General features: G+C 64.8%; 26 protein-coding genes and 1 pseudogene. 8 read left to right on the top strand and 19 right to left on the bottom strand.

What is annotated here, in order from left to right:
• Positions 1 to 44: 44 nt before the first annotated feature.
• A complete protein-coding gene (gene mobF / locus A5779_RS31220) occupies positions 45 to 5,981 on the top strand; it encodes a MobF family relaxase (protein ID WP_064887739.1) in 5,937 nt (1,978 codons plus the stop codon).
• A 916-nt stretch (positions 5,982 to 6,897) separates the two neighbouring features.
• Complete coding sequence (locus A5779_RS31215; RefSeq protein WP_236734937.1) at positions 6,898 to 7,260, top strand: hypothetical protein; 363 nt, start codon at positions 6,898 to 6,900, stop codon at positions 7,258 to 7,260.
• A 152-nt stretch (positions 7,261 to 7,412) separates the two neighbouring features.
• Here A5779_RS31215 and A5779_RS31210 read toward each other — a convergent pair whose 3' ends face one another.
• Both A5779_RS31210 and A5779_RS31205 read right to left on the bottom strand, forming a co-directional pair.
• Positions 7,413 to 7,640 (bottom strand): hypothetical protein, encoded by a 228-nt coding sequence (locus A5779_RS31210; RefSeq protein WP_064887712.1) that lies wholly within the window; start codon positions 7,638 to 7,640, stop codon positions 7,413 to 7,415.
• Positions 7,641 to 7,720: 80 nt separating this feature from the next.
• The gene (locus A5779_RS31205) at positions 7,721 to 8,044 is read right to left on the bottom strand and encodes a hypothetical protein (RefSeq protein WP_064887710.1); all 324 of its coding nucleotides are present in this window, start codon (positions 8,042 to 8,044) and stop codon (positions 7,721 to 7,723) included.
• A 458-nt stretch (positions 8,045 to 8,502) separates the two neighbouring features.
• Here A5779_RS31205 and A5779_RS31200 point away from each other — a divergent pair, with 458 nt between their 5' ends.
• Genes A5779_RS31200 through A5779_RS31190 form a run of 3 tightly spaced genes read left to right on the top strand, consistent with a single transcriptional unit; the run spans position 8,503 to position 10,312 of the window.
• Positions 8,503 to 9,012, top strand: coding sequence for a TIR domain-containing protein (locus tag A5779_RS31200; RefSeq protein ID WP_064887708.1), 510 nt, complete (start codon positions 8,503 to 8,505; stop codon positions 9,010 to 9,012).
• Positions 9,009 to 9,866 carry a macro domain-containing protein gene (locus A5779_RS31195; RefSeq protein WP_082941929.1) on the top strand — a complete coding sequence of 286 codons (858 nt, stop codon included), beginning with the start codon at positions 9,009 to 9,011 and terminating at the stop codon, positions 9,864 to 9,866. The genes A5779_RS31200 and A5779_RS31195 overlap by 4 nt, the downstream gene beginning before the upstream one ends.
• Positions 9,863 to 10,312, top strand: a complete 450-nt coding sequence (locus A5779_RS31190; RefSeq protein WP_064887706.1) for an HIT family protein — start codon at positions 9,863 to 9,865, stop codon at positions 10,310 to 10,312. The genes A5779_RS31195 and A5779_RS31190 overlap by 4 nt, the downstream gene beginning before the upstream one ends.
• A gap of 273 nt (positions 10,313 to 10,585) precedes the next feature.
• Here the strand turns inward: A5779_RS31190 and A5779_RS31185 are convergent, their stop codons facing one another.
• From A5779_RS31185 to A5779_RS31170, 4 genes are all read right to left on the bottom strand, one after another.
• Positions 10,586 to 11,134: a hypothetical protein gene (locus tag A5779_RS31185; protein WP_036432564.1), complete on the bottom strand. Its 549-nt coding sequence runs from the start codon at positions 11,132 to 11,134 to the stop codon at positions 10,586 to 10,588.
• Positions 11,135 to 11,188: 54 nt separating this feature from the next.
• Complete coding sequence (locus tag A5779_RS31180) at positions 11,189 to 11,824, bottom strand: class I SAM-dependent methyltransferase (RefSeq protein ID WP_036432566.1); 636 nt, start codon at positions 11,822 to 11,824, stop codon at positions 11,189 to 11,191.
• 20 nt (positions 11,825 to 11,844) lie between these two features.
• Positions 11,845 to 12,456, bottom strand: a complete 612-nt coding sequence (locus A5779_RS31175) for a methyltransferase family protein (protein WP_036432568.1) — start codon at positions 12,454 to 12,456, stop codon at positions 11,845 to 11,847.
• Between the two features lie 81 nt (positions 12,457 to 12,537).
• Positions 12,538 to 13,200, bottom strand: coding sequence for a DsbA family protein (locus A5779_RS31170; protein WP_036432571.1), 663 nt, complete (start codon positions 13,198 to 13,200; stop codon positions 12,538 to 12,540).
• A 101-nt stretch (positions 13,201 to 13,301) separates the two neighbouring features.
• On the opposite strand from A5779_RS31170, the gene A5779_RS31165 reads away from it, so the two are divergent.
• Together A5779_RS31165 and A5779_RS31160 are read left to right on the top strand one after the other, a co-directional pair.
• Complete coding sequence (locus A5779_RS31165; RefSeq protein WP_047036712.1) at positions 13,302 to 13,673, top strand: ArsR/SmtB family transcription factor; 372 nt, start codon at positions 13,302 to 13,304, stop codon at positions 13,671 to 13,673.
• Positions 13,670 to 15,646, top strand: coding sequence for a heavy metal translocating P-type ATPase (locus tag A5779_RS31160; protein ID WP_036432573.1), 1,977 nt, complete (start codon positions 13,670 to 13,672; stop codon positions 15,644 to 15,646). Before A5779_RS31165 ends, A5779_RS31160 begins: the two co-directional genes overlap by 4 nt.
• Before the next feature lie 598 nt (positions 15,647 to 16,244).
• On the opposite strand, the gene A5779_RS31150 is transcribed toward A5779_RS31160, so the two are convergent.
• The 11 genes from A5779_RS31150 to A5779_RS31100 form a co-directional block, all read right to left on the bottom strand.
• The gene (locus A5779_RS31150) at positions 16,245 to 16,610 is read right to left on the bottom strand and encodes a SpoIIAA family protein (protein WP_036432576.1); all 366 of its coding nucleotides are present in this window, start codon (positions 16,608 to 16,610) and stop codon (positions 16,245 to 16,247) included.
• Between the two features lie 23 nt (positions 16,611 to 16,633).
• Positions 16,634 to 16,966, bottom strand: coding sequence for a YnfA family protein (locus A5779_RS31145; protein WP_036432578.1), 333 nt, complete (start codon positions 16,964 to 16,966; stop codon positions 16,634 to 16,636).
• Positions 16,967 to 16,976: 10 nt separating this feature from the next.
• Positions 16,977 to 17,309, bottom strand: a complete 333-nt coding sequence (locus A5779_RS31140; protein ID WP_036432580.1) for a hypothetical protein — start codon at positions 17,307 to 17,309, stop codon at positions 16,977 to 16,979.
• Complete coding sequence (locus tag A5779_RS31135) at positions 17,296 to 17,748, bottom strand: MerR family transcriptional regulator (protein ID WP_036432581.1); 453 nt, start codon at positions 17,746 to 17,748, stop codon at positions 17,296 to 17,298. Before A5779_RS31135 ends, A5779_RS31140 begins: the two co-directional genes overlap by 14 nt.
• Positions 17,745 to 18,089 carry a hypothetical protein gene (locus tag A5779_RS31130; protein ID WP_036432584.1) on the bottom strand — a complete coding sequence of 115 codons (345 nt, stop codon included), beginning with the start codon at positions 18,087 to 18,089 and terminating at the stop codon, positions 17,745 to 17,747. The genes A5779_RS31135 and A5779_RS31130 overlap by 4 nt, the downstream gene beginning before the upstream one ends.
• 73 nt (positions 18,090 to 18,162) lie before the next feature.
• A complete protein-coding gene (locus A5779_RS31125; protein ID WP_036432587.1) occupies positions 18,163 to 18,621 on the bottom strand; it encodes an arsenate-mycothiol transferase ArsC in 459 nt (152 codons plus the stop codon).
• A 27-nt stretch (positions 18,622 to 18,648) separates the two neighbouring features.
• Positions 18,649 to 19,317: an arsenate reductase ArsC gene (locus A5779_RS31120; protein WP_036432590.1), complete on the bottom strand. Its 669-nt coding sequence runs from the start codon at positions 19,315 to 19,317 to the stop codon at positions 18,649 to 18,651.
• A complete protein-coding gene (gene arsB / locus A5779_RS31115; protein ID WP_036432593.1) occupies positions 19,310 to 20,428 on the bottom strand; it encodes an ACR3 family arsenite efflux transporter in 1,119 nt (372 codons plus the stop codon). The genes A5779_RS31120 and arsB overlap by 8 nt, the downstream gene beginning before the upstream one ends.
• Complete coding sequence (locus tag A5779_RS31110; RefSeq protein WP_064873926.1) at positions 20,425 to 20,805, bottom strand: ArsR/SmtB family transcription factor; 381 nt, start codon at positions 20,803 to 20,805, stop codon at positions 20,425 to 20,427. Before A5779_RS31110 ends, arsB begins: the two co-directional genes overlap by 4 nt.
• Positions 20,806 to 20,847: 42 nt before the next feature.
• Positions 20,848 to 21,360 carry a DinB family protein gene (locus tag A5779_RS31105; protein ID WP_036432600.1) on the bottom strand — a complete coding sequence of 171 codons (513 nt, stop codon included), beginning with the start codon at positions 21,358 to 21,360 and terminating at the stop codon, positions 20,848 to 20,850.
• A gap of 63 nt (positions 21,361 to 21,423) precedes the next feature.
• On the bottom strand, positions 21,424 to 21,900 hold the full coding sequence (locus tag A5779_RS31100) for an ArsI/CadI family heavy metal resistance metalloenzyme (RefSeq protein ID WP_036432603.1): 477 nt from the start codon (positions 21,898 to 21,900) through the stop codon (positions 21,424 to 21,426).
• Positions 21,901 to 22,000: 100 nt separating this feature from the next.
• Between A5779_RS31100 and A5779_RS31095 the strand changes: the two genes are divergently transcribed.
• A complete protein-coding gene (locus tag A5779_RS31095) occupies positions 22,001 to 22,360 on the top strand; it encodes an Rv2640c family ArsR-like transcriptional regulator (protein ID WP_036432606.1) in 360 nt (119 codons plus the stop codon).
• A gap of 80 nt (positions 22,361 to 22,440) precedes the next feature.
• On the opposite strand, the gene A5779_RS31090 is transcribed toward A5779_RS31095, so the two are convergent.
• Positions 22,441 to 22,854, bottom strand: a complete 414-nt coding sequence (locus A5779_RS31090; RefSeq protein WP_064887704.1) for a DUF6262 family protein — start codon at positions 22,852 to 22,854, stop codon at positions 22,441 to 22,443.
• Positions 22,851 to 23,441 (bottom strand): annotated as a pseudogene (locus A5779_RS31085) (tyrosine-type recombinase/integrase); the annotation flags it as partial. The gene A5779_RS31090 and the pseudogene A5779_RS31085, both read right to left, overlap by 4 nt.

Genomic DNA, 23,441 nt, shown 5'->3' with positions numbered 1-23,441 from the left:
GATGCAGGGCGCGGCCATAGCGTTGAGTTTGTGAAGCGGCCATGATGAGCGGGCACAAGCTCACCGCCGGGGACGGGTACCTCTACCTCATCCGGCAGGTGGCCGCTGCCGACGGCACCGACAAGGGCCGGACTTCACTGAGTTCTTACTACTCCGAAAAGGGAGAGTCGCCGGGCCGATGGATCGGCCGGGGCATGGAGTCGCTGACTGCCCCTGAAGGGCGCAACCCGATGGTTGTCTCCGGCGAGGACCTTTGGACTGTCGAGCGCGGCTCGGAAGTCACAGAGGATCAGATGAAGGCGATATTCGGCCTCGGACTGCACCCCAACGCCGCGGCCCTTGTCAAAGAGCTGATCGCCCAAGGAACTCCGAAACATGCTGCACTCGAAGCGGTCAAACTGGGCCGCCCCTTTCACATCAACGACGGGCAGTCCCCACTCCAGAAGCGCCTGGCCATCGCCTACCGCGATCACAACCTCAGCCAAGCCGAGCACTGGAACGCGCCGATCGCCGAAGAGATCAGGGCGAAAATGCGTACCACGATCGCCACGGAAATGTTCACCGAGACCTACGGGCGCCCACCAGCAGGCAGCCGCGAACTGGCAGGATTCATCGCCCGCGAGACCCGCGAAAAGACCACCTCCGTAGCGGGATACGACTTCACGTTCACTCCCCACAAGAGCGCGAGCGTGCTGTGGGCAGTGGCACCAAGACCGATCGCCAAGATCATCGAGGAATGCCACCACCGTGCCGTCAACGACGCACTGGCTTTCATGCAGGACAACGCAGCCTTCACTCGAATCGGCACCGGCGGCGTCGCGCAGATCGACACTGAAGGCTTTATCGCAGCGGCATTTACGCATCGAGACAGTCGCGCCGGTGACCCCAATCTGCACACCCACGTGGCGGTTTCGGGGAAGGTTCGCGCTACAGGCGCTGACGGGATCCCCCGCTGGCTCGCACTCGATGGCCGGCCAATATTCAAGTCGATGGTGGCTGCCTCTGAGGTGTACAACACCCGCTTTCAGGGCTACATGATCGAAGGGCTTCCCATCGGTTATGCCGAACGCAAAAGCGAGGTCCGCGGTAAGCGTCCGGTGCGCGAAATTGTCGGCATTCCAGACAGCCTCATTGACCTCATGTCGTCGCGGCGTGCTGCGATCCAACACCGATACTACGAACTCGCCAAGCAGTTTCAACGCGACCATGGTCGCGAACCCACGACGCCGGAAGCGATTGCGTTGTCACAGCGGGCGACCCTCGAAACACGCCAAGCCAAGCACGAACCGCGTTCGCACGCTGAGCAGCGGCAGCAGTGGCACACCCAAGTCGTTGAACATCTCGGCGGCCAAGACGAACTGACAGCCATGTTGGCCAACGTCTTGTCCGGCCGCCAACAAGCCGGACCCGAGGTCACCGCCGAGTGGATCAACGACCAAGCCGCCGCGGTGATCGAGGTCGTTTCCGGCGCGCGCTCGACCTGGCAGCGCACTCACGTCTACGCCGAGGCGCTGCGTCTGGTGCGCAAGCATGACTCGATCGTCGCCGACCACACGGTGGCCGACGCGATAGCCGCCGCGGCGCTCAGTGAGCCACACAGTGTGGCCCACGCCCGCGACATCGATGCCGACCTCGGCGAACCCGAAGCGCTACGCCGAGCAGACGGCGCCAGCGTTTACAGCACGCACGGAACAGCACTGTTCACCAGCCCGGAAATCAAGGCTGCAGAACGGCGAATCATTGCCTTCGCCCAGCGTCTTGACGGGCGTCGAGTGAGCAACGAGGCCGTCGAACTGGCGCTACTGGAACAAAAAGCGCGAGGCCAAACTCTCAACGACGGCCAAGAAGCAATGGTCCGCCACATGGCCACTTCCGGGGCGCGTTTGGCGCTAGCTCTGGCGCCGGGCGGCACCGGGAAGACCACCGCGATGGCGACATTGGCTCGCGCGTGGATGGAGGAAGGCGGCAACGTGATCGGCCTTTCCCCAAGCGCCAGCGCCGCTCAGATCTTGCGCAACGACATGCACGAACAAGGCATCGAGATCCCCGCCGATACCGTCGACAAACTTGTCTGGCTCGACAGCAACATCGACGCTGCAGCTGATGACCCTGCACGTACGTGGTTTGACACCATCGGCCCTGACACTCTGCTGATCATCGACGAAGCCGGCAAGACAGGGACTCTCGCGCTCGATACCGTCAAGCGCATCGCCGAGGAGCGCGGCGCGAGCATACGAACGATCGGAGATGACAAACAGCTCGCCTCCATCTCGGCCGGTGGCATATTGCGAGATGTCGCCCTCACGGCCGGATCGGTGACCCTGACCGAGGTGATGCGGTTCCGCTCGCGCGCCGAAGCCGCAGTCACCCTCGCCCTGCGCGACGGCGACCCCACCGCGCTGTCCTACTACGCCGACAACAACCGAATCCACGTCGCCTCCGAAAAAACCGCCGCAGACACCGCCTTCGAGCGCTGGCGTGCAGACCTCGCCAAAGGATGGGATTCGCTGCTTCTGGCACCCACCAACGAGACCGTCGCAGAGCTCAACGAGCGGGCCCGCCTGGAACGGCTGGACCGCCTCAACGCCACCGGAGACGGCTTATCCGAGGACCAAGGCGAAGTCGTCGAACTGTCGGACGGACTGCATGCTTCCGTCGGCGACGTCGTCGCAACACGCGAAAACAACCGCCGACTGCGGCTCGGTGGCGGCCGCGATTTCGTGCGCAACGGCTACCGCTGGACGGTCACCAAAATCGGCACACGCGGCAGCCTGACCGTTTCCCAACTGCACACCAATCAGACCGTCACGCTGCCCGGATGGTACGTCCGCCAGCACGTCACCCTGGGCTACGCCGCCACCATCGACACCACCCAAGGGGCGACCGCAGGCACCAGCAAGGTCACCGGCACCTGCCACATCGTCGGCTCGGAGACGCTGACCCGCCAGCAGCTCTACGTCGCCGCTAGCCGCGCCAAAGACGAAACCCATATCTACCTGTCCACCGCAGAAGATGACCCCCACCGCGTCCTGACCACCAAAGCCCTGCATCCCGACACCGCCCTCGATGTCCTCACAGGTGTGCTCGCCCGCGACGGTGCTCAACGTTCGGCCACCACCGAAGCCCGCGAAGCCCTCGACCCGTTCCACCGCCTGGGAGCAGCCGCTGGCCGCTACGCCGACGCGTTGGGCACCGGTGCCGAACACCTCATCGGCACTGCCGCCGTTCTGGCCATCGAGAGCCAGGCCGCACAGATCTACGCCGGGCTCACCGAATATCCTGCCTGGCCGGTCTTGCGTAAACACCTGGCACTGCTGCAATTAATGGGCGATGATCCGCACGAGCGTCTCACCACCGCCATTAATGAACGCGAACTCGACAGCGCAGCCGATATTGCTGCGGTGTTGGATTGGCGCCTAGACCGCAGCGGCCAGCACTCCACGGGTGTCGGGCCTCTGCGATGGCTGCCCTCAATACCTCAAGAACTCCAAGATCACCCTGAATGGGGCGAATGCCTCTCGGCCCGTGCTCAATTGGTCTCCACCCTGGCCGAATCCATCCGAACCACCGCGAAAACTTGGGACGCAACTACCGCCCCCGCGTGGGCGCGCCCCCTTATCGCGCAAAAACCCGGATTGGTTGCCGAACTGGCAGTCTTCCGAGCGGCCAACAATGTCGACGAGGCAGACACTCGCGTCGCCGGCCCACCGCAATACCAGGTCCGCACGCGCCACATCCAGCGCCGCCTCGAAACCAGTGCAAACGAAGCCTTGGGACTGTCCGGACAGCCCACCGGCCGCTGGAACACCCTGGTCGACGAGATCGACCCTCGCGTGCGGCGAGACCCGTACTGGCCGCAGCTGTCTGCTCACCTGAGCACCATCGAACGCACCGGCGTGAATCTGCGCCAACTGCTCACCGACGCCGCAGCCCAAGGTCCGCTGCCCGACGAAATGCCAGGCGCAGCACTGTGGTGGCGACTGTCGGGCACACTCACTCCTGCCGCCCTCGAACTTCCCCACGCGGGCCTACGCCCAGCCTGGCTGCCCGACCTGCACACCATCTTCGGTTCCACACTCGCCGAAGCGATTTCCGGCGATCCCGCCTTCCCGGGCCTGGTCGCCGCGATCAACGCAGCCGACCCGGCACGCTGGACACCGTCTGATCTGCTTCACGTCGCCCGCGAACACCTTCTCGACACCGACCACCAGCCACCACTACGCGCCGACGAATACGCGCGCCTGCTGACCTACTCCATCGACCTGTTCACCCCCACCCATCCCTTCGATCACCTTCCCGCACCAGCCGAGCAGCCGCCAACCCCAGCCGAACTGGAGGAACTGCTCCACCACCACCCCGACCCGCACCAACCGCAACCGCCCAGCTTCGGCGACGAGCATGTACTCGATGACGATGATCTGCTCGAGCGCCTCGGATACATCGAGCTCAACCCCGCCGATCTGGACGAACTACTCCCACCGGATCCCCTTGACGAGCTCCACTGGTCCGATTCGGCATTCGAAGGTCTCAGCTTCGATGACCTCGCCACCGAACGGCCTGTGCTGCAGCCACTTACTCCGGCCTTGGCCAACGTCGCCGAACTGCGCACCGCATGGCGCGCCGCCGACGACCACGTTCATCAGCTCAAAGCACGTATCGACGCCGGCCAGGGCCCCGCTGTGCTCGCCGCAGCGGAAAAGCTCACCAGCCTTGCGGCCCGCGCCGACGCTGACCGTCCGTATCAACTGGCTGTCCTCGAAGTTGTTGGACGCTGGCAAGACGCCGAAGCCACCTACGAAGAAGCATTGCAACGTGTTTCGTGGGCCCGCGACCAGATCGCGCAACTGCAGGCCGATCCCGGTGCAGATCCGCTCGATTTGGCATCGGCCCAAGCAGGACTTCGCCTGGCGACCATGGCGCTGCCCGCCACCAGCCCTGCCCAGCGCTTCCAATCAGAGCTGGCCGCCGCAATCGAGGCACGGGCGCATGCCGCCGGAGGCGCCGACAAAATCGTGACCCGAGACGATGTCGACCGCGCCCGTCGCGAGGCCGAAGACGCCGACAGAGCGGCCTTGCAGGCCGCCCGCGCCCACCGCCGCCGCATCAGCACCGGACTCGACCGAGCTGAATCCAGCGCTGCCGCAGCGTTCGCCGAAGCGCACAGCCGCAGCGCCGAGCGCATTGTCGAGCGCATCGATGCCTTGCGCACCGAACTGTCGGTGCTCAGGGCGGCCGGCGACTACGACCCGCAGCGCTCGCTCACGCTCTCACCGACGGCAACCGAACACCTCCCCCCGCTGGCGGCCCGAGGCATCACCAGCTTGGGAGCCAACGGCTTCACCCTCACCCCGGTGCACGGTGGCGACCGCAGCGAGGCGCTGGCGGCGATGAGTGTCCTGCACGCCGCCGCAGCAGCATGCGACCGCAAAGTGCTGTGGTGCCAGCCCACTGACAGCGCCGCTAGCGACATCGAGACCGCAGAGGTCGCCGATACGATCGCCACCGTCGAGCAAACCCAGCACAACCTGACCCAGGGCACCTGGGAGTTGCCCGCCAACTCCCTCGTCGTCATTGACCACGCTGCCGACGTTGAGCCTTCGACGATTGCCGACATCACCGAACACGCGGCACGCCACGGCGCCACCGTGCTGCTGCTCGATTCCGGCGAAACACGCTGGCCGCCATCGCCTTCCTCGGCACTGCTCAAACTGCTTCACGAAGACCTGCCCTGGTCGGCCACGCTCAGCGTCGAGGCCAACGTGCCACCCCAACGGCCCCAACAACTCGACCTCCAACCGGTACTCGCCCAAGCCGCCCACTACAACACCGACGTCCTGCCACCAGAGGTCTGCGACGCGATCGACGAGCGGCAACGGCTGCGCGAAGCACACCGCATCAGCCACCGAGTCCACAACATGGTTTGGCGCACCGCAGACACCCGTGAACACGAGCGGCGCGACGACCGCGACATGTCCCTGTAAGGATTTCCTGACACGCGACCGCATGGAGCAGGCGTTCCTGACGACTCTCGGTAGCATGGCCTCAACATGAACTGGCAAACGAATCGAGCAGACAAATGACGTGGAGCTATACCGCCGACGATGGCACCACACACACGGCGACCCTGATCGCCGTTCACCCCGATGGCCACGAGCAGCGCCTTGACCAAGCGCCGGCGAATCCGGCAGATCACGCCGGCGCAATAGGGCTGCGCGTTGCATGCACATGCACATGGTCACACCCAGGAATCGAGCGGCGCACCGACGCCGGAGTCGTCGACACCGATGAATTGCGCACGACGTGGAACGAACACCTCTGGCCGTCTGCGGCGTTAGCACAACTGCGAAGGCAAACAACGCTCATCGAACAAGCCGAACGCGCACGTGACCGGAACGTCGCTGTTGCACGGCTGCTTGGCGCCAGCTGGGCTGACATCGGTAACGCGACAGGCATGCGACGCCAATCCGCATACCAACGTTGGGGTGCTGAGAGCGCCGCTGTCGTCAGGGACGATCGCGGCCGGATCTGGCCCGTGGTGCGCTGCGACCAGCTCGAAACAGGGGACCGCCTACCGCCCAGCCTCGAAGAGGTTGATCCCCACCACCAATGGGTCCGGGTCACCAAAGTCGCGCACCTAAGCGACGGAGTCGACATAACAACCGAAGACCCATCAACTGGGTGGTCGGTGGGCCACGACGAGGTTTGGGAGACCCCGGTACATCCGCACTGGCTCAAACCCTAGAAGCACTCAAGGCCCTGGCTTACGGTGAGGCGCACGCTCATGTTGAAGGAAGAAACTCGCCTCGCGACGTTCTCACTGAAGGCCGAGAGGCTGCCTGATACTGCGCGGCTTCGTGCGCTTGCCGGGCCGCAGTGTGGCAGATGGGAGTTGGCATCGTGATCGACCAGTACATGCGACCGTCATGGAAGCGGACGGGATACCTGTATTTTCCGTACGCTACGGAGCGCAACGGAGCGTGGTGGGTGCTGCGCCTCAATATGGGTTTCCCCGAGCACGATGCCTACACCCTATTTGTCGATGGCCGTGCTGCCGTTGACCTTACCGGCAGCGCTGGCACCGACATCCCGCTGCTGGCGTCCGTTCACGCGCTGGGGCGTGCCGCACTGCCGACTCTTGACCCCGACACTGCACGGGTTGTCGTCGGCGCGGTGGCACAGTTCGTTGAGTACGGCTCTGAGAGCGACGATCCATGCCCATTCTGCTCGACAGGGCGCGACGGACTGACCTACCAGAATTAGGCGGCGCTGCTCGGCCGGGTCGACCACACCAGTGGCGGGGTGATCGTGGACCGCCCGGGCGATCCGATCAGCGTGGTCCGAGATTGCACAGGACCAGGAGCGTCGACAGCGTTGCGCCCCGGGCAACTCCAGCCGCTACCTGTATGCCGCCATTAGCGGCGGTATTGGTGCCAGGGAAATGTGCCCTCACGTAGGCGCCACCGAATGAGGGCTACCGTCCAGCACAAGACATTGAGGAAGATCGCGGTGCTCCATGACATGCCGAAACTCTTGAGGGCGAACAGCAGCAGGATCGGTGAAATAACTAGGATGCCGGCGCCAATGGTGCGTCGACGCTTCAGAATCTTCTGGCGTCGCATCTCGAAGTCGGGATTCGTCATAGCAGGAAACCTCCTCGGGGGCCGTCTCAGTCTTGGGTGGTGATCATTCGAGGCAGCTGATGAGCTGATGCTGGCCGCGCTTACAGATGCTTCACACACCAGTCCGCGAGTGCGCTGGTGCCGACGACAGCAGCCATTCCTATTAGCAGCGCGACGATCGGGATGTAGAAGGTAGGTCCGGGAGTCAGCCACGCGAGTATCGCTGCAGCGAGGTAGATCGCCGTCGCCACCAGGGGCACACCGACTACACCGACCATCACGCCCCAGCCCGATCGCGGGCGATCCGGTGATACACCGTCTCCCAACATGATCAGATGTAAACCAACAACGAACGCGACAACGACGGCGGGCAGCAGGGCAACGAACAGGATCGCCGTAATGATGGTGTCGGCCGCGTTGCTCACGATGGCGACTGTTCGGGCTCGTCGTCGGCGACCAAGGCCAGCTGGACGTGGTCGATGACTCCCACACGGCCAGTGTCCGAGCCAGTAGCGGCGCAGACCCTCGGTTGGCCGCCAATGCAAGTGGCAGAGCCATAGGACCGGTGCCGTCGCCCGACTTGCCGGCCCAGTGCCGATGAGCAGGATGTCTCGCGCATGATTACAACGCTAATACCCGCACGCGGTGCTTGGTCGCACAGAATCTCAGGCTCTCTCGGGGCGCCCGGTTTCTGAGGTGGGGCCCGTTGCCCGCTGCGCCATGCAGGGCTTTCAGCACGCCATTGACAGGGTGCGCTGCCATAGCCAGTCTTGTTCGCCTCGGGCGCCGAATGTGCCCCACCTGACACCATGCCGCTGGTTATGCGTGATGATGTATCCGCCGTCGCGCGATGGCGTGATCAGCGTACGAGGGGGTCTCAGCCGTGAGTTATCGGAACAAAACCTATGTCGCCTTCGCCAGCGAGGACATTCTGTATTACCGCCTCATGACTGCGTGGCGCAGCAATGAGAATATGGACTTCAACTTCTTCAATGCCCACGATCTGTTCCTCGCCCGCGACACCAGTCTGCCTGAGACCATCAGAGGCAGACTGCGCGAACGCATGAAGAACGCCAAGCAGATCGTTCTGCTCGGAACCCCGACCGCCAGGTACAAAGGCGGCAATGGCTCGTCGTTCCTGGCCTATGAGATCAAACTGGCGATCGAGTTCGACCTGCCCATTGTGGTGGCGAACCTCAACAAGAAGCGGACCATCGATACCTCGGTCATTCCGCAGCCACTCATCGACGCCAACCACTACACGGTGTCGGTGTCCTTTCAGCCGGCCATCATCCAGTACGCCCTCGACGACTACGCACCGGCCTACGCAGCATCAGGAAAGAACGGGCCTCACTACTACGAGCCGCACGTCTACTCGGGCTTGGGGATATGAGCCCCGCCCTACTCAGCGACCTGAAGAGCAGACGATTCCTGAAGCAGGCCGGAGCCCGGACTCTGGTCTGGGTTGGTGCGATCGCCTCGATCGGCCAAGTCTCGGACTGGATCTGGAACTTGCACGAACAGCCTTGGTGGGGATGGCTACTGCTCGGCCTGTGCGTGCCCGGGCTAATCCTGGCAGTCGTGTGGTCGTGGCCACGGCCCATCGCCGAAACCTACAGCACCCCCAACACGACGATCCGGATCGTCAGAGGGGACATCTTCGAGCAGAACGAGCACCTTGTCATCGGAACGTGCGACACCTTTGATACCGAAACACCGCACATCATCGAGCGCACCAGCCTGCAGGGCGTCGCGCTAGACAAACTCTATGACAACGACGTCAGTCGACTAGACGCCGACCTAGCGGCCGCGCTCGCCTCCATCGAACCGGCGGGCGACATCGCCAAATCCGGCAAAACCGTCCGATACCCACTCGGCACTGTCGCCGTCCTCAATCATCCGACACGCAAGCTGTACTTCCTCGCATATGCGGAAATGGACGAGAACAACAACGCTCAGGGCACGCCTGACGGTCTGTGGATCAGCCTCAACGCACTGTGGAAGGCCATCTCGCGCACAGCCAATGGCCGAACAGTGTGTATGCCGGTGATCGGCGGAGGGATGTCGCGGTTGTCAAGCATTGTGCCCACACAAGACTCGCTGCGGTTCACGATCTTGTCATTCATGTTCGCGTCACGAACCAACCGAGTGTGCGACGAATTGCGAATTGTGTTGCGGCCCCAAGACTACGACAAACTCGACCGGCTCGAGCTGCAGGCGTTTCTGACTTCGTTGAGGCCGTCATGACCGAACAGTCCGCCCTTGACATGCCCGACACCGCAGCATGCGCGTTCTGCGACTACCTCGCTGGCCGTCGGCCGTTCACGATCGCGGCACGTACCGAGCACATCGCTGTGCTTGTCACCCGTGAACAGCGCGGACTCCCCCATCTTCTCGTCATTCCCATTGCCCATCGCCCATCAATTCTTGACCTCTATGACACCGAGCTCGCTGCCCTGGCCCGCGGTGTGAAAGCCGCGGCCCACGCCATTACTACCGCCTACGCGAGACCCGGCATAGCCGTGTGGCAGAACAATGGCACACCCGCCCACCAAACCATCCCGCACACCCACTTTCACGTCGCCGGCACACTGCCGGAAGGCGGCACCAATTGGGGCGCGGTACCAGAGGAACCGTTAGAGCTCACCGACCAGATCGCTCACATCATCACTCCCCACCTGCACCTGGGGTAAGTGAGTAGTTCAGGCGGAAGGGCGCAGCTCGTGTGACGACGTCGCGGCGTGACGCATAGTTCGGTCCAGCGATCAGGTGGGCCAGGTCTACCTGGCCGATTAGTCGAAGTTATTGCGGCCCGGGCCCACAATCTGTTATCTGGGGTCAGATTCTGATGTTTACTGTTGTTCCCGCTGAGGCGATCTGATCTAGTCGGGCCTGATCGGAAACAGGTTAGGCTGTTGGTGTTTCCGGTTAGGGGTTGGTTGGTGCGTTCTGGTTGACGCGACGATTCAGGAGCCCATCATTCCGCGGCCGCCCATCATCGGGCCCATCATGGCGGGCATGCCGTCGGTGACGAAGCCGGTGACTTCGTGTGCGTGGGCGCGGATGGTGTTGGTGAGCTCGGGGTCGGAGGAGGTCTCGGTGGCGATAACTCCGTTAGGTGTCAGTGTGATTCGCCGCTGGTAGTCGGTTGCATGGCGGAACAGGGTGGGCAGGCTTTGACTCATGCAGCTCACTTCGGCGCCTTGGTCGAGATGCTGATACATCGAGGAGACGTGGGCGTGCAGTTGCGCGACGAGATCGGGGGCGTCGGATTCGGTGGTGGTACGGATGCCTCCGGGGATGTTTTCCACGGTGCGGCGCAGTTCGGTGTGGCGGGCGAACATGGTCATGTAGCGATCCATGTCGGTGCCGGAGACTCCGCCCATCATGCCGGGACCGTTGGCGTTCCCGGTGGGCATGCGAATACTGTTGGTGCGCAACAGGTATCCCAGTGCGGCGATCGCCCCTGCCCCACTGAGTAGGGCAAGTGCGGCGCGTCTGGTGAATTCGGTCATGTGCGGCTGCTTTCGTGATGGTGTCCCGCTCGGACCCCTTGGCTGCAGGGCAGGTCAGGTGGCAGGGGTTTTGTGGGCGACGACGCGTTCGACGAGGCCGAGTGTGAACCGCTCACGATGGTCGATCGCGAGGTCGGTCGCGGCCCGCAGGTGCTCTAGGGGGCGACGTAGGAAGTGTTCGCCGCCGAGGGGAATGGTGAATAGTTCGAGGCCCCGCTGCACGGCTCGGACTGGGGCGGTGCTGCTGCGGATGTGGTCGACGAGGATGAGTTTTCCGCCGGGGCGCAGGACTCGGGTCATTTCGGTGAGGGCTTGGGTGTGGTCGGGGATGGCGCAGAGCCCGAAGGTGCAGACGACGGTGTCGAAGCTGGCATCGTCGAACGGCAGGTGATGCGCGTCGGCTTGTTGCAGGGTGGCGGGGTGACCGAGGTCGGCGGCGCGTTGGCGGGCGATGTCGAGCATCTGCTGGCTCCAGTCGATCCCGGTCAGGGTGACGTTCTCGGGGTAGAAGGCAAGGTTGAGTCCGGTGCCGATCGCGACCTCCAGGACGTCGCCGGTGGCTTGGCTGCAGACCCATTGGCGGGAGTCGCCGAACAGGTGGCGGTCGAAGAACCCGATCTCACGGTCATAGGTGCGAGATTTCTTGTCCCAGTACCGGTTCCAGCGGGCGGTGCGATCATCGGTGGGCATGGTTCACCTCGCGTCGGCGGTCAGACGGTCAGGCGGCGTCCGATGTAGGGAACGAACCGGCCGACAGCCCCACAGTAGTCCCGGTAGGCCTGGCCGTGGATGGTGTTGAGGTAGGGCTCTTCGACCACTCGTACCTGCAGTTCGATCGTGGCCCACAAGACGGCGAAGGCGGCCAGGGCAAGCGGGTTTGGGGTGATCAGGGTGATGCCGGCGGCGAAGATCAGCATGGCGGTGAAGATGGGGTTGCGTACCAGCGCGAACACGCCGTGGCGCACCAATGTGGTTGTTTCGCTGGGGTCCACTCCGATGCGCCACGATGGGCCCATGTCGCGTTGGGCGTGGACGGTGGCGGCGATCCCGGCGACGGCCAGCACTATGCCGGTGGTCTGGATCCACGGCGCATCAAGCACGGCCATCGGGGTGAGGATGTCGAGCAGTTGCAGCAGGGGCGCGGCCGCCCCGGCGAGGATGGCGGCGATGAATCCGACACCGGCCAACCATTGCAGCGACCCGGGCCGACCGTGGATGCCGCGGAATCCGGTGGATCCGGTGTGGCGGTATTGGGTCCAACTGCGCCAGCCGAACCCTAAGACGGCAAAGATCACGTAGAAGATGAGCGCGGTGGCGGGCATGGGTGAAACCTCCTGGCCGGGACTGGGATAGGTGCCGATGTGGAGATGGGCGTTAAAGCCGATGGACGTGGGACGGCGCGGTTAGTTCTCGGCGAGCGCTTGATCAAGGGCCTTGGCGAGGTCTTCATAGCTGTGCGGTTGGATGCGGGTGCCGTTGAGGAAAAACGTCGGCGTGCCCTGCACCCCCAAGGCCCGGCCGTCGGCCATGTCGAGCCGGATGCGCTCCAGCGTGGCGGGATCGGCGTAGGCCGCGTCGAAAGCGGCCATATCCAGGCCGAGTTCTGCTGCGAATCCACGGAATACGTCATCGGCCGGGGTTTGCTTTTCACCCCACTGAGCCTGGGTGTCATACATTTTGCGATACACCGCCTCCAGCTGGCCCTGCTGGGCGGCGGCTTCCACGGCCCGGGCGGCCCGCTCGGCGTTGACGTGCGCTGGCAGCGGGAAGTGGCGGATCACGAAATTCACCCGGTCCCCGTATTCAGCCCGCAACTTTTCGATCTCCGGGTAAACCGCGCGGCAACCCTCACATTCGAAGTCGAGAAACTCCACGAACGTCACCTTGCTCTCAGGCACCGAGTTGAGCCGGTGACTGTTCTCCCGCACCACCTGCCCGATCTCGCTGGTATCGGACTGCGCTGGGGCGGTCGAGTCACGGTCGCGCACCGACAGGTAGACCAGCGCACCGATCGCCATCGCGGCGATGACGAACGCGGTGAGCAACATGCGGCTGGCGCGCGCCATTCAGATACCTCTTTCGTGGGATCGGCGGCTATATCGCATGGCATCGATGTTGGCGAGGTTGACCGATCAATAGCATTGGACGCTATCATCGTTATGTGGCGATGAAAAGTGGTTCGGTCGATCCCGCGGTGTGCGGGAATGTGGATGCGGCGACGGCGTTGTTTCACAGCCTCTCGGATGCGACCCGGTTGGCGATCCTGCGCCGCCTGGCGGGTGGTGAGGCCCGGGTGGTGGATCTGACGGGCGAGTTGGGGTTGGCGCAGTCGACGGTGTCGGCGCATCTGGCCTGCCTGCGTGACTGCGGGTTGGTGGATTTCCGGCCGCAGGGCCGCGCCTCGGTGTATCGGCTGGCCCGCCCGGAGCTGCTGGAGATGTTGCGCGCGGCCGAGGCGGTGCTGGAGGCCACCGGCAACGCGGTGGCGTTGTGCCCCAACTACGGCCTCCCCGATCAGCGGAAGAAGGTTGCTCGATGAGTGAGGCGTGTGGCTGCGGCAGCGACGAACGTAGCGACGACGAGCACGAACCCGAACGGCTCTGGGAGATCACCGAACTGCGCGCCGCCGCGGTGGCGGGTGTGGTGCTGCTGGCCGGGTATGTGGTCGGCGGGGCCGGCGGGCCCCGCCCGGTCGAAATCGGGTTGTATGCGCTGGCGTTGGCGATCGGGGCCTACACGTTCGTGCCCTCGACGCTGCGCCGGCTGACCCAAGGCAAGATCGGGGTCGGCACGCTGATGACGATCGCCGCGGTCGGCGCAGTGATCCTCGGCGAGGTCGGCGAGGCCGCCATGCTGGCGTTCCTGTTCTCCATCAGCGAAGGTCTCGAAGAATACTCGCTGGCCCGCACCCGCCGCGGCCTGCGCGCCCTGTTGTCGCTGGTGCCCGATGAGGCCACCGTCCTGCGCGACGGCGCCGAAACCATCATCCCGCCAAGCGAATTGCGGGTGGGTGACCGGATGCTGGTCAAACCCGGTGAACGCGTCGCCACCGACGGGGTCATCGTCTCAGGCCGTACCGCGCTGGATGTTTCGGCGATCACCGGCGAATCCGTGCCGGTGGAGGCCGGGCCCGGTGATGAGGTGTTCGCCGGGTCGATCAACGGCACCGGGGTGCTCGAGGTCGAGGTCACCAGCAGCGCCGCCGACAACTCGCTGGCCCGCATTGTGGCCATCGTGGAGGCCGAGCAGTCCCGCAAGGGCGAAGCCCAGCGCCTGGCCGACCGCATCGCCAAACCCCTGGTCCCGACGATCATGATCGCCGGCGTCCTCATCGCGGCCATCGGCAGCGTGTTGGGTGATCCGCTGGTGTGGATCGAACGCGCCCTGGTGGTGCTGGTGGCGGCCTCCCCATGCGCGCTGGCGATCTCGGTGCCGGTCACCGTGGTCGCCGCGATCGGCGCGGCCAGCAAGCTCGGCGTCCTGGTCAAGGGCGGCGCGGCGCTGGAAGCCCTGGGCGCGGTCCGCACCGTGGCGCTGGATAAGACCGGCACATTGACTGCCAACAAGCCCACCGTCATCGACGTCGCCACCACCAACGGCGCCACCCGCGAGCATGTGCTGGAGGTCGCGGCGGCGTTGGAGGCCCGCAGCGAACACCCCCTGGCTGCAGCGATCCTCGCCGCCGCCGAGGGCCCGGTCCGACCCGCCGAGGAGGTGGAGGCGGTCACCGGCGCCGGCCTCACCGGGTATCGCGACGGCCGCCGGTTGCGGCTCGGTCGGCCCGGCTGGCTCGATCCCGGCCCGCTGGCCGAACAGGTCGCCAAGATGCAGGCCGCCGGGGCGACCGCGGTGCTGGTCGAAGACAACGGTCAGGTCATTGGGGCGGTCGCGGTGCGTGACGAACTACGGCCCGAAGCCGCCCGGGTCGTCGAGGCGTTACGCCGTGGGGGTTATCAGGTGGCGATGCTGACCGGTGACAACCAAGCGACCGCGACCGCCCTGGCCAAGCAGGTGGGGATCGATACGGTGCATGCTGATCTGCGGCCCGAAGACAAGGCCGCGCTGATTAGTCAACTGCGCCAACATTCCTCGACGGCCATGGTCGGTGACGGCGTCAACGACGCCCCCGCCCTGGCCACCGCAGACCTCGGCATCGCCATGGGCGCAATGGGCACCGACGTGGCGATCGAAACCGCCGACGTCGCCCTCATGGGTGAAGACCTGCGCCACCTCACCCAAGCCTTCGCCCACGCCCGCCGTGCCCGGCGCATCATGCTGCAAAACGTCGGCCTCTCACTGGGCCTGATCACGGTACTCATTCCGCTCGCCCTCACCGGGATGCTGGGGTTGGCCGCGGTCGTCGCCGTGCACGAACTCGCCGAAATCGTCGTCATCGCCAACGGGGTCCGCGCCGGACGCACCAAACCCCTCCGGGGCGCCATCATCGAAACCGGAACCGACTCCCACCGGCTGGCACACACCCGCACCCAGGAAACCACGACAGCCAGTTGAACTCGGGGCGCAACAGGATCACGTCACAGCCAAGAGGGGTCGGCCGAGCAACGGGGTGAAACCCCGGATCGATCAGGTCAACGGTGTCGCACTCCGCAGCGCCGCCAGCACGCGATCCCTGGTCGGAAGGTCCAATCGGCATGCATCAGCTGCCAACTCAGTGCCCGGCTTCATGATATCCACACCATCAACGAGCACCGTCGGCGATGGATATGCACCGACCCTTTCCACCACCACATCGTCAGCGATACCCACCTCAGACAGACACTCGGCGAGCAAGCGCCGAGCCGCCGCCGCATTCGGACACCCCGGGCTCGTGAGAAGCTCCACACGCATACATCCAGCTTCGCTCAACCCGCGCGAGTTCTGCACGCCTCCAGGCGGGGCCAACTGACACCGCCCAGGCGGAGCCAATTTAGGTTGACATAGGCACGGTGCACGAAATCGTCGTCATCGCCAACGGTGTGCGCGCCGGACGCACCACACCACTGGCCGCTGGTGCCACGACCGAAGCGCCGACGGCGGCTGCAACGCACACATAGGCCCACCACCAGTGGTGGCGCTGCTGGCTGACGCTGGCCTGACCGCTCAGCGGGCGCTATGCGCGAAGCCAGTCCCATGCGGGTTCGAGTTGATCGCGTGGAAACGTCTTCAGTTGACCGCGGATGAGCAGTGCCGCGGGTATTTTGACGCACCATTCTTCCCATTTCGGGGCGCCCAGCATGGCGATCTTGTCGAAGTGACGTCGATGTTTGAGGTCGAAGATCGTGTTGGCCCAGGCCGCGGGAAGGGTCCAGCCTTCAAAGGATTCGTCGATCAGGATCAGCACCCGCAACGTGGTGTACTGCTCCAGAAGGGAGTCGATTCGTGGGCCGAGCACGTCGCGGTAGGTTTGCCGGTTCAGCTTGCCGCTGAACCGGATTCCGACGACATTGCCGGTGCTGCAGGACAGGAACTCGATCACAGCATGCCCCTCCTGGGGAAGTGTCAGTGCGCGCGTGGGCCGTACATGATCACGGCGACGCCGGCCAGGCAGACCAGGGCGCCGATGATGTCCCAGCGGTCGGGTCGAAACCCGTCCAGCGCCATGCCCCAGGCCAGTGAGCCGGCGACGAACACGCCGCCGTAGGCGGCCAGGATCCGGCCGAAATGCGCATCCGGCTGCAGGGTGGCGACAAACCCGTAGATTCCGAGTGCGATGACGCCGAGCCCGGCCCATAGCCAGCCGCGTTGCTCGCGCACACCTTGCCAGATCAGCCACGCGCCTCCGATTTCGGCGACCGCGGCCAACACGAACAACAGGATTGAACGGATCACCATGGTGATGACCCTAGGAGACCTGGCCGGGCACTGGGGCCGCTGCCGGCTGTGATCGTCGGCACCGGCAACTGGTGTTCGTGTTCGGACGAGTGCACTGGCAGGTGTCGGCTCCGCGTCGGCGGTAGGCGCGGATCTGTGACACGACCACCCCGACGACTCCGACGGCGATGAGCGCGAATCCGAGTGGCTCTAGCCACCGGGAACCGACGAGCAGCATGCCACCGCCGGCGATGCCGGCCGCGGCCAGCAGTGGCACGACCACACAGCAGCCCACACATGCCAGCGCCCCGACGCCGATCGATGCCCACCACGCCTTGCGGGCGCGGTCGTCAGCAGCAGCCACCGGTGCCGCCTTTCGTCTCGTTGTCGGGTTCTGCGGTGAATGGTAGTGGGCAGCAGGGGCTTTCGGCGCAGGCGAGGAGGTCGTCACAGCCCGCGGCGAGCGCAGCACGCAGCGTGTCGCGCACGGCGGTAAGTTCGGCGAGCTTCTGGTCGACCTCGGCCAGTTTGGTGGCCGCCCGGGTGTGTAGTCCGGCCTCGGAGCGGCTACCGAGTCGGGTGGCGGCCAACAGGTCGGCGACTTCGTCGAGGGTGAAGCCCAACCGTTGCGCGGCCTTGATCACCCGCATCATGGTCACGGTTTCCGGTGGGTATAGGCGGTGTCCACCCAGTGATCGCTGCGGCTGGCGCAGCAGGCCGCGTCGCTCGTAGTAGCGCAGCGTCTCGGTGTTGACCCCGGCTGCGGCCGCGACCTGCCCGCTGCGCAATCCGCTGTCGCTCACCGTGTCTGCCCCGTCGTCATGTCACCGATCCGCTGTGCGAGGGCGTCGAGCACGTCGGTGTGCGACGGGGGAACGCCGATGCTTATCACCACATCCGAACCGGCCGTGTCGAAGTCGAAGCGGAAAAACGAGCAGCAGCCGACTTCGCGTGCCGCCAGGTCGCGGGCAGCGGCCTCGGCGTCGGCGGCCAGCACAAGATCCAACCGTGTGGCACTCACCCGTACCGACCGCAGCACCGATTGACCGAATAGCCCGTCGAACTCGGCCACCCGCAACGGCCGATCAACCGTGGGTAACGAGCACGAATCGGGCACCCAACCCGTAGTTTCCTCGCTGGCCATACGTCGACGATAAACCCGTACCTAGGTACGGAATGCAACCCTCAATCGGTGGCGAACGGCAGCGGGGTGGCCCTCAACCGTCTCGGCGGTCGGATTGTGTTGACTGGCCGGCGGGTGGTGCGGCCGCGGTGGACAAGTTGGCGGCCAGGGCCTGGACGCGCGTGGTGATGTCGTCGCGGATGATTCGCATGCGGTCGATGCCGTCGATGCCGCGCAGGGAGGGTTCGTCGGTGTCCCACCGTTGGATGGTGGTGCCGGGATGGTCCTCGAGTTGGGCTTGGGTGCCGACGATGACGACCAGATCGGCCTCGTCGAGCATCTGCTCGGTGAGTTGGGTGGGCTGATGGTCGCTGATGTCGACGCCGACTTCGGCCAATGCCTGCACCGATTGTTGGTTGACTGCACCCTTGGCGTGGGTGCCCGCCGAGGTCACGCGGATGTGCGGGCCGGCGATCTGCCGCATGAGCCCGGCGGCCATCACCGACTTGCCGGCGTTACTGACGCAGACGAACAACACGGATCTGTCGGCCATATCGGTGTTTTCCTTGGGTTTTCGCGATTAGCGGGTGATGGGCACGTTCAGATCGGTCAGGAGTCGGTGGATGCGTTCTTCGATGTCGTCGCGGATCGGGCGGACCGCGTCGAGGCCTTGGCCGGCGGGGTCGGGGAGTTCCCAGTTTTCGTAGCGTTTTCCGGGGAAGATGGGGCAGGCGTCGCCGCAGCCCATGGTGATGACGACGTCGGCGGCTTGCACGATTTCGTCGGTCCAGGGTTTGGGGTATTCGCCGGTGATGTCGATCCCGACTTCGTGCATGGCCTCGATGGCGGCGGGGTTGATCTCGTTGCCGGGTTCTGACCCTCCGGACCAGGCGATCGCGTTGTCGCCGGCCAGGTGGGTGAAGAAGCCGAGGGCCATCTGGGAGCGGCCGGCGTTGTGGGTGCATAGGAACAGGACGGTCGGTTTGCCGTCGCTGATCTTGCCTTCCACCCGGGCCAGGGCGTGGAGGCGCTGGCGGGCGAACCGTTCGGCCAGCAGCGGCAGGAAGTTGGGAATGGTGGCGCGGCCGGCGAACTGGTCGTAGGACGAGCAGAGGAACCGTTCGATGGTTTCGGTGCCGAAGGTGCCGTCGAACTCGCCGTGCAGACGGCTCGCCGCGGTTTTCAGGGCGAGTTGTTGGTCGATGGAGAGGTCGTGGCGCAGTTGGTGGGTGACGGGGCTGTCAGTCATCGGCTGGTTCCGTTCTCGTCGTCGAGCCGGTGGGCAGGTGTTGGGAGGTGTGGTGGCTGAACCGATTACGTAGCGCCAGCGAGACGTAGACCAATCCGACCAGGACCGGGACTTCGATGAGCGGGCCGACGACCCCGGCCAGCGCTTGGCCGGAGGTGGCGCCGTAGGTGGCGATCGCCACGGCGATGGCCAGTTCGAAGTTGTTGCCGGCGGCGGTGAACGCCAGGGTGGTGGTGCGCTCATAACCCAGATCCAACAGCGTGCCGAGCAGGTAGCCCCCGCCCCACATGACGGCGAAGTACGCCAACAGAGGTAGGGCGATGCGGGCGACGTCCCAGGGTTGGTGGGTGATCTGATCGCCTTGCAGGGCAAAGAGAATCACGATGGTGAACAGCAGACCGTAGAGGGCCCATGGGCCGATCGTCGGTAGGAACTTGGCCTCATACCAGTCGCGGCCCTTGGTTTTCTCGCCGATGCGGCGGGACAGGTAGCCGGCCAATAGCGGGATGCCGAGGAAGATGAGTACGGATTTGGCGATCTGCCACGGTGAGGTGTCGATGGTGGTTTGTTCCAGGCCGAGCCAGCCGGGCAACACCGACAAGTAGAACCAGCCCAGCACGGCGAACATGATGACTTGGAAGATCGAGTTGAGCGCGACGAGGACGGCGGCGGCTTCGCGGTCTCCGCAGGCCAGGTCGTTCCAGATGATGACCATGGCGATGCAGCGGGCCAGTCCGACGATGATCAGGCCGGTGCGGTATTCGGGCAGGTCGGGCAGTAGCAGCCAGGCGAGTGCGAACATCAGCGCGGGTCCGAGCACCCAGTTCAGGACCAGTGAGGAGAGCAGGAGTTTGCGGTCGCCGGTGACGGTGTCGAGGCGGTCGTAGCGGACTTTCGCCAGCACCGGATACATCATGATCAACAGGCCCAGGGCGATCGGCAGCGAAATCCCGTCGATCTGAACCTTTTCCAGAGCGGTGTTCAGGCCGGGGATCCAGCGGCCCAGCAGCAGCCCTGCGACCATGGCCGCGCCGATCCATAAGGGCAGGAACCGGTCGAGGGTGGAGAGCTTGCCGACGACCGCTGGAGGGGATGTGGTGGTGTCGGTCATGCCGATACTCCCGCCACGGTGTGGGCGGTGGTCGCGCCGAGGAGCACGGCCAGGCTGGCCAGCGCTTCGGGCACCACGGCGTAATACACCCACGACGCCCGGCGCTGCGAGGTCAGCAATCCAGCGTCCCGCAGCACTTTGAGGTGATGGCTGATGGTCGGCTGGGAGACTTCCAGCCCGGGTGAGATGTCACAGACGCAGGCCTCGCCGCCGGCGTGGCTGGCGATCGCCGAGAACAGCTGCAGCCGCACCGGATCGGCCAGCGCCTTGAGCTTGACCGCCATATCCGCCGCCACCGCCGCCGATATGGGTTCGTGCAGCAGGGCGCCCGGAGGGCAACACACTTGATCGGCCAACATCTCCCGGGACTTCGACATACATCGATATTGACAGCTATCGAATCAGATGGCAAATGAACGTCAGGTGAAGATGAGCTGGGCCGCGTGGAAGTCGAAATGGCGCCCTGGGTAGCGGTAGACGTCTTCGAGCGTCATGTAATCGGAGAAGAACGGATCCCATCCCGGCGGGAAGTGCATGCCGCGGCGCAGGGAGTCGTCGGTTTCTCGGGCGAGTCGTTGTTGCAGCGCGGCGATGACCCGGTCGAGTTTGGCGCCCATCCTGACCCGGTTGTAAACCAGGGCGGCGGCACACGATCCGTAGTAGTTGACGTGATGAAACGGCGTGGTCGCGGCGTTGAGCACCCGGGCGTAGGTGACGCTGACGCGGTCAGGCAGTCGGCCCATCACCCGCACCAGGGGCAGCAGTCGCTGCACGACCATGTAGCCGAACACCATGTGGAACAGCAATTGCTCGTTGGTCCAACGGGTTCCGCGCGTCGGGGCGCCCCAGTCGTCGGGACCGGCGGCCGCCAGTAGCTGGTGAAACGTGACACGCGCGCGCTCCAGATCGGCAGCGATGGCGTCGCGGTCCATGCCCCGATCATGCGCCTACCGCGGCCCGTGTGGCCACGGCCGCGGCAGGTCGCGAACGGTCGGCTAGCAGCAGGATGCTGCGGCTTGATCTGACTCCTTGGATGCGCCGCCGCAGCACACATCACCGTCACCCTCACTGGATTCGTCGAGGTGCTGTGGGCTGGCGCCGAATGTGTCGGAGTCGGCCAGCACGGTGTAGACCTCCCATTTCTCCCCGGCCGGGCCGGTCACCCAGACCTTGTCCTGGGTGGCGAAGCAACAGGTGGTGCCGATCTCCTCGTCGGTGAACAGCCCCTCGCCGGTCAGCCGGGCGATCTCGGCATGGACGGCTTCCCTGGACTCCACCTCGACGCCGAGGTGGTTGATGGTGCCGCCCTTACCGGGGTTTTCCAGCAGCACCAGCTTCAGCGGCGGCTCGGTGACGGCGAAGTTGGCATAGCCCGGCTTCACCTTCGCCGGAGTGGTGTTGAACAGCTTGGAGTAGAACGTGATCGCCTCATCGAGATCATCAACATTGAGGGCGAGTTGAACACGGGACATAATCCGCCTCCTCTAGGGCTGAGACATATATCGAATTGACGCGTCGACCTCAGGATGCCACCTTTTTGATATATGTCAAGATTGGTGGCAGGATGGGGTCATGCCCAAAGCGCTGCCCGTGATCGACATGTCCGCGCCGGTATGCTGCGCCCCGGTAGCCGCGGGCCCGATCAGCGACGACGACGCCCTGGCGGTGGCGATGCGCCTGAAGGCGCTCGCCGACCCGATGCGGGTCAAAATCATGTCTCTACTGTTCAGTTCGCGCCCCGGCGAGGAGACCAGCGGGGAACTGGCCGGGGCGCTCGACTTGAGCGAATCCACCGTCAGCCACCACCTGGGCCAACTCCGCAAAGCCGGGCTGGTGATCTCCGACCGTCGCGGCATGAACGTCTTTCACCGCGTCAAACCCGAAGCGCTCCAAGCACTCTGCGTGGTGCTCGACCCCGACTGCTGCACTTAGCCGACAGGTGAGCTGGACACCGTCGCCGCGCGCGCGGGTCAGCTGGGATGCTCCGGAATGACCGCCCCACGGTGAGATGATCAGGTGATCTGTTCGTGAAGGGTGTCGAGTTGGCCGTAGAGCAGCTCGATCGTTGATTGTTGTTCTGCCACGGTGGCTTTGAGTGCGGCGATCTCTTTGTCTTTGGCGGCGAGCCGGTGGCGCAGCGCAGCGTCGATGCTGGTTTCGCGGCCGGCCGATGCCGGTTCTCGGTCGGTATGCCGGCCGCGGTACTGCTTGATGAGGGCCACCAGGTCGTCGTGTTTGTAGATGGTCTTGCGGGACACCTTGGCGCGGCGGGACACGGTGGAGAAGTTGATGTCGGCGTTGGTCTTGCGCAGGTAGGCGATCGCTTTTTCGACGGCACGCCGCTTCTCATCGCTGCGGCCGTCGCGGTATTCGGCCAGCGCATTCAGTGCTTTCTGGGTGGGTGGCGGCGGCTTGGGGCGACTCATCGCGGCGTGTCCGGGTCAGCCTTGCGCAACACTGATTCGTGGCTTCCGCGGGCAGCAGTCTGCATCGTGGGTGCCCGGTTGGCGGTACCCGCACCGGCGACGCTGTTTGCGCCGTCATCGGTCACGTCGTCGCGGTGGAGCCGGTCGAGGATGGCGTCCAGGGAGGCGATTTCGCGTCGACGCTCATGGATCCACACGTTGTCGTCGGTGAGCTCGCGCCCGGTGCGGGCACGGTACTGTTCGCGGCGGACGTCGATCAGTTTCAGGGTCCTGGCGCGTTGGTCGACCAGTTCGTCGAGGTGGGTGGCGTCGGTGGCGAAATGCCCGCATGACAAGCAGGCGTTGCCTTTGTCGCAGGTGGCTACCGGTGGCAGCAGGCATACCCCGTTGGGCAGCACCCGGTCGGTGCGGGCCGAGAGCTGGGTCATGTCGTAGATGTCGGACGGGCTGATGGTGATATCGGTGCCATGGGCGCCGATCTTTTTGTGCCGCAGGAACTCCGCTTCGGCGGTCGCTTGCAGGGTGGCGGCATAGCGCAGGGTCATCGCCGGGGAGGCGTGTCCGAGATAGCGCTGCACCACATGGAT

This window comes from Mycolicibacterium peregrinum, from assembly GCF_001665625.1.
In the GTDB taxonomy this organism is placed as follows: Bacteria; Actinomycetota; Actinomycetes; order Mycobacteriales; family Mycobacteriaceae; genus Mycobacterium; species Mycobacterium peregrinum_B.
Note: the sequence above shows the minus strand (reverse complement) of the source record. Positions and strands in the feature narration are given on the sequence as shown.